General features: G+C 42.2%; 3 protein-coding genes and 1 pseudogene. All 4 read left to right on the top strand.

Going from position 1 to position 5,831, the window contains the following annotated elements; all coding sequences use genetic code 11:
* Positions 1-1,189: phosphopyruvate hydratase (gene eno / locus Q1V93_RS17815; protein WP_300666525.1), on the top strand; the 1,189-nt coding region annotated here is incomplete at its 5' end.
* A gap of 276 nt (positions 1,190-1,465) precedes the next feature.
* Positions 1,466-1,828: a hypothetical protein gene (locus Q1V93_RS17810; RefSeq protein WP_300666524.1), complete on the top strand. Its 363-nt coding sequence runs from the start codon at positions 1,466-1,468 to the stop codon at positions 1,826-1,828.
* A gap of 4 nt (positions 1,829-1,832) precedes the next feature.
* Positions 1,833-4,442 carry a gliding motility-associated C-terminal domain-containing protein gene (locus tag Q1V93_RS17805; protein WP_300666523.1) on the top strand — a complete coding sequence of 870 codons (2,610 nt, stop codon included), beginning with the start codon at positions 1,833-1,835 and terminating at the stop codon, positions 4,440-4,442.
* Between the two features lie 127 nt (positions 4,443-4,569).
* Positions 4,570-5,831 (top strand): annotated as a pseudogene (locus tag Q1V93_RS17800) (urocanate hydratase); the annotation flags it as partial.

The raw sequence follows: 5,831 nt of genomic DNA, 5'->3' as shown, positions 1-5,831 counted from the left end.
TGGAAGAGCTGCGGTTCCTTCGGGAGCTTCAACCGGGATTCACGAAGCAGTTGAATTACGTGATGGTGATAAATCAATTTACTTAGGTAAAGGAGTTTTGAAAGCGGTAGAAAATGTCAATACGATCATTGCTGAAGAGTTGATGGGAATGGACATTTTTGATCAAAAGCTGATTGACCGCGTATTGTTGGATTTGGACGGAACTCCGAACAAATCAAAGCTTGGAGCAAACGCAATTCTTGGAACATCGTTGGCAGTGGCAAAAGCAGCAGCACAGGAAGCAGGTTTGAGCCTGTTTAAATACGTTGGGGGAGTAGGAGCAACAACAATGCCTGTTCCGATGATGAATATTTTGAACGGAGGTTCACATGCTGATAACCTGATTGATATTCAGGAATTCATGGTTATGCCGTTCGGAGCATCTTCCTTCTCTGAAGGATTGCGTTGGGGAACAGAAATTTTCCATCACCTGAAATCCGTTTTGAAAGACAAAGGGTTGTCTACGAATGTTGGAGATGAAGGAGGTTTTGCACCGAATTTGGGCTCAAATGAAGAAGCAATCCAGGTTGTTTTACAAGCAGTCGAAAAAGCAGGATTCAAACCGGGGCACGATGTATACATTGCGTTGGATGCAGCATCTTCTGAGTTCTACAATGCAGAAAAAGGTTTGTATTTGTTCGAATCAACGGGAGAATCGCGCACTTCTTCGGAAATGGTAGATTTCTGGGCAGATTGGTGCAAGAAATATCCGATCGTTTCAATCGAAGATGGTTTGGCTGAAGACGATTGGGCAGGATGGAAAGAAGCAACGGAGAAACTTGGAAACAAGGTTCAGTTGGTAGGAGATGATTTGTTCGTAACAAACACAAAACGTCTTGCACAGGGAATTGAGCAAGGAATTGCAAACTCCATTTTGGTAAAGGTAAACCAAATCGGGTCATTGAGCGAAACAATCGAAGCCGTTCAAATGGCAACGAGAAACAGCTATACTTCGGTAATGTCACACCGAAGCGGTGAAACAGAAGATAACACGATTGCAGATTTGGCAGTTGCTTTGAATTGTGGTCAGATTAAAACAGGATCTGCTTCAAGAAGCGACAGAATGGCGAAATACAATCAATTAATCAGAATTGAAGAGGAATTAGGCGAAACAGCTTATTATCCGGGGAAATCATTCCGGTTTTTATAATCAGGAATTTTCATATTGAAGGAAGGGGACGCAATACATTGCGTCCCTTTTTTGTTTTGGATTGTTCTTCTGGTTGATGTTTTTTGAATAGCTTGTGCGTAAAGGAAATCAATTTCAGGTCGTTACAGACTACACTGAAAACGGAGGAAACAAGCATTTTTGTCACTGATTCATTGAGAAATATAAATTTAACAAAATGTTTATATTTGGTTTGTTTTTGTTATCGGTAAGCAACCTTATTGTTTCTAAACCGTTTACAAACCAAAGCTATGAATTATGAAGATTTTACTATTGAGTTGTGCTTTTGTATTGAGTTCATTTTGGGGTAGTGCCCAAATCAATGGAAACCAGACAAGTGCGCCGACTTTCTTTGCGCAATGTATGGTGAATGTGAACAATCAAACAGATTTGACAACATTGGAAAACCAACTACGTGCAATACCTTATGTTCAGGTAGCCCGTGTTGATATTCCAACTCACCGTTTGTTTCTGATCACAAAAGATATCACTTCGTTTACGGTTACTGAATTTGCTTCCTGGATGGGAACTTATTCTTCTTCGTATAGTTGCCTTCAAATCGGTTTACAGGGAGTTGATCCGATTAACCCATACCCATTTACTAACTGTTCAGAAAACTAATCCGATGAAAGCACTTTTATATACTTTATTGCTGTTTTGTTCATTGGGAGTTTGGGCACAGCAGCTGCCGGTGAACTGTAATTTAGCGGTGTCGGGTTGTTCAACACCTCAGTTCCCGATTGTAGGCCAGCAACCGTCTTATAACACCGTGGATTTCGGGACAGGAACAATTTCAAATCCAAGCACGAATCCTCAAGGTGTAAACAGCGGATGTTTGCTATCCGGAGAAACCGTTTCGACCTTTATTACGATCAATATCGTTTCAAACGGAACCCTGGAATGGTCTTTAATCGGATTAAACGCAGCTGGTAATCCATCAGGAACAGGATGTTTTGACTGGATTATGTGGCCAAATGTGAATAACAACGGTTGTGCAGGAATTAATGGAAATACCTTATCTCCGGTTTCTTGTAACTGGAATGGTTCGTGTAATGGAAATACCGGAATGTCTGCACCTGGAAATTATCCGCCAAATGCATCTAATACGAGTTACCAGCCACCATTGAATGTTACGGCAGGGCAATCATTTATTCTATGTCTGTCAAATTATAGCTTTACGAATCAAAACGTGAATCTGAACTTTTTCGGTTCTGCTGCAGTAGTTTGTGGAGTATCGGCTGCAGATCAGACCATCTGTTTAGGAAATTCCGCAAACGTAACAATCGCTACTCCTGGTTATGTCAATCCAACCTTTAACTGGTTGGTAACAACAGGAGTTTCAAATCCGACAGGAGGATCTAATGTGACTGTCACACCAACAGTTACGACGACTTATTCGGTCGTTGTTACTCAGGTTTCACCGCCATTACAAGATACAGCAACATTTACCATTACGGTTGTGAATCCTCCGGCACCAAATGCCGGCCCGGATCAGACTGTTTGTTTGGGACAGCCGATTTCATTATCCGGTTCGATCGGAAGTGCCGGAAATACAGCAAGCTGGCAGACCATTGTTCCTCCCGGGCTCACTCCGCCTGCAACAGCAAGCTTTTCACCGAACTTTAGTTCTTTGACACCAACAGTTACGGTAAACCAACCGGGAATTTACAAGTTTATATTGCGTGAAACGAGCACTGTTTGCGGAATCATCAGAGATACGGTTGTTGTGACGGTTTCACAGCTTCAACTGACAGCTGCTCCAACGAACCCGGTTTGTTACGGAGCAAGTGATGGTTCAATCACCATTACAAGTGCCGGAGCGAATCAATACAGTTTTAATAACGGAACTACCTGGCAGACGTCGAATATACAAGGAGGTTTTGCTGCAGGAACATATACCGTTTGTTCAAAAAATGCTTTGGGTTGTCAGAAATGTACGACCGTAACATTGACAAATCCGCCACAGATTGTGATGACGGTTTCCAATGATACAACTATTTGTCAAAACGGAACGGCAACAATCTGGGCTTCTGCAACGGGTGGTGCAACGTATTCTTATCATTGGGATCACAGCCCGGCATTGGTAGCGAGTACTCAGGTAAACCCGTTGGTAAATACCTGGTATCCGGTACAAGCTGAAAGCAACCTTGGATGCTGGTCAAACAGAGATTCCATTTACGTGATGATGAACCCGGTTTTATCCGGAATCATGTCACCTGAAGCATTTACTTGTCCGGGATACATGGATTCCATCATGGTTGTAGCGTCAGGAGGAATCGGAGCGCCATACACCATGACATGGTCTACCGGACAAACAGATGTGGGAACGGTAAGTACATTACGAGATAATCCGCAGCAAACTTCAACATATACAGTTACTATTAAAGATGTGTGTGAAACAACTCCGATTACATTAACGGGAGTGATCAATGCATTCCCTGTTCCGGTACCTTTGATTGGTGTCGATCAGGCTACGAAGTGTGAACCAGCTGTTTTTGACCTTGTAAACATGACGGATCCGACAATGTCGCAAAACACGATTTGGAAAATCAGTAATGGCGATGAGTTTATTGATGTAGATTCGGTAACATCATCTGCAATGATGAACGGAACATACGATGTGCAATTAATTGTAACTTCTCCTGAAGGATGTATTGATTCGGTTACCTGGTCAAATTATTTAACCGTTATGCAGACTCCGATTGCGGATTTCAAATGGAGTCCGGATCCGATCACAATGTTTAATACCGAAGTGCTTTTCACAGAGTATGCACTTTATGCAGATAGCTATCAATGGAGTTTCCCCGGAGCTTCACCGGGCAGTTCAACAAACGATGATCAGATGGTTCTTTATCCTGACGGACAAACAGGAACTTATTTTGTGACATTGATAGCAACTTCTTACCTGGGATGTGCCGATACGGTAACCAAACAAGTTGTAATTCTTCCGGAAGTGATTCTGTATGCGCCAAATACATTTACACCTGACGGAGATGAATTCAATCAAAGCTGGAGAGTGTATATTGAAGGAATTGATGAATTTGATTTTGATCTTCAGGTTTATAACCGATGGGGTGAAATTATTTGGGAATCACACGATTCAAATGCTTCGTGGGATGGAACATATAATGGAAATCCGGTCCCTCAGGGAGCTTATACCTGGGTTCTGAGAGCCCGTGAGTTGATTTCCGACAAAAAATATGTCTGGAATGGAACGATTAATATTATCAAATAGATAATTGATCCGAATGATAAGGGGCTGTTTGAATTTCAAGTGGCCCCTTATTGTTTTTAGTCACTTTGTCGGTTTGAGATCGAACTGACCGGAAAATTCGTAATTTCGCAGGATAAGCGGATATTTTATGAATTTGAACGATTTTCAAAACGATATTAGAACAGGAATCCCTGTAGTTTTACCTTCAAAGAAAGCATACGAATCAGAGATCAATCATGCGCCAAAACGCAAAGAGATTCTTTCTGAGGATGAAAAAATGCTGGCTTTGAAAAATGCACTCAGATATTTTCCGAAAAGTCAGCATGCTGAATTGATTGGAGAATTTTCCGAAGAGCTGGAAAAATATGGTAGGATCTATATGTATCGTTTCAGACCGGATTATAAAATATATGCCAGACCGATTGATGAGTACCCGGGGAAATCATTGCAGGCAAAAGCCATTATGCTGATGATTCAGAATAACCTGGATTACGCAGTTGCGCAGCATCCGCATGAGTTGATTACTTACGGAGGAAACGGTGCGGTTTTTCAAAACTGGATTCAGTATCGTTTGACGATGAAATATTTGTCCGAAATGGAAGATGATCAGACATTGGTCATGTATTCAGGACATCCGCTTGGATTGTTTCCATCGCATAAAGAAGCTCCGCGTGTTGTGGTAACAAACGGGATGATGATCCCGAATTATTCGAAACCGGATGATTGGGAGAAATTCAATGCCCTGGGAGTTACGCAGTACGGACAAATGACAGCGGGTTCTTATATGTATATCGGGCCGCAGGGAATTGTTCACGGAACAACGATCACGGTTTTGAACGGATTCCGGAAAATCAAAAAAAGTCCGAAAGGCTCTCTTTTTGTTACTTCCGGTCTTGGAGGAATGAGTGGTGCTCAGCCGAAAGCAGGAACCATTGCAGGTTGTATTACTGTTTGTGCGGAAGTAAATCCGAAAATTACGCGTATTCGCCACGAACAAGGCTGGATTCACGAAGTAATAGAAGATTTGGATGCTTTGGTTCAAAGAGTCAGAACGGCGCAGGAAAAAGAAGAAGTGATTTCGATTGCATACCTTGGAAATGTGGTGGAAGTTTGGGAGAAATTCGATCGGGAAAATTTACACATTGATTTGGGATCGGATCAAACATCTCTTCACAACCCATGGGCGGGAGGATATTATCCGGTTGGAATTTCTTTTGAAGAATCCAATCGTTTGATGGCAGAAGATCCTGAATTGTTCAAAAAGAAAGTACAGGAAACATTGGTGAAGCACGCTGATGCGATCAATGCACATACGGCAAAAGGGACTTATTTCTTTGATTACGGAAATGCATTCCTGCTGGAAGCGTCACGAGCCGGAGCTGCTGTGATGGCGGAAAACGGAATTGACTT

Source organism: Fluviicola sp., from assembly GCF_030151805.1.
In the GTDB taxonomy this organism is placed as follows: Bacteria; Bacteroidota; Bacteroidia; order Flavobacteriales_D; family Crocinitomicaceae; genus Fluviicola.
This window is presented reverse-complemented; position numbering and strand designations above follow the sequence as displayed.

What these genes read in the sequence shown, in the direction of transcription:
- Q1V93_RS17810 (WP_300666524.1), top strand. Translation starts at nt 1,466, where the DNA reads ATGAAGATTTTACTATTGAGTTGTGCTTTTGTATTGAGTTCATTTTGG.
- Q1V93_RS17805 (WP_300666523.1), top strand. Translation starts at nt 1,833, where the DNA reads ATGAAAGCACTTTTATATACTTTATTGCTGTTTTGTTCATTGGGAGTT.